The 378-nt window shown below is 34.9% G+C and carries 1 protein-coding gene; it reads right to left on the bottom strand.

Annotated features, from left to right (window positions below):
* Nucleotides 1-378 (bottom strand): helix-turn-helix domain-containing protein (locus R2R70_RS19190; protein WP_410978778.1); only part of this gene is annotated, 378 nt, incomplete at both ends.

Below are 378 nucleotides of genomic sequence, written 5' to 3'. Positions count from 1 at the left end.
GTTTCAATACTGTTATCAACTTCACCCCCAAAAATAGCTACCTGTGACATCGGGTGTACAGTGTAAGCACTATTCTTATGAAGTCCTTGTTTAACTAGTTTTCTTTCCAGTAAAGGCTTATTATTAATTTTAAATTCTAGCAACTCGTTGATAGCTTTATTCACGGTTGTCTTACTAACACCGCATCTTTCGGCTAGTTGTCGTTGTGTCGGATAACATTCACCATTTTGATCCATATAACTACAAATTCCTAAAAGTACTGTGAAGTTAGTAGGCTTCAATTCCGAAACTAATCCACTTTTAAAGGCTGATAGATAAAGTCTTAAATATACTTGCTGTGACGTTTCCTTAGTAGTAACGTCAAACTCTTTTTTTACT

Source organism: Cobetia sp. SIMBA_158 (genome assembly GCF_046566945.1).
GTDB lineage: Bacteria > Pseudomonadota > Gammaproteobacteria > Pseudomonadales > Halomonadaceae > Cobetia > Cobetia amphilecti.
This window is presented reverse-complemented; position numbering and strand designations above follow the sequence as displayed.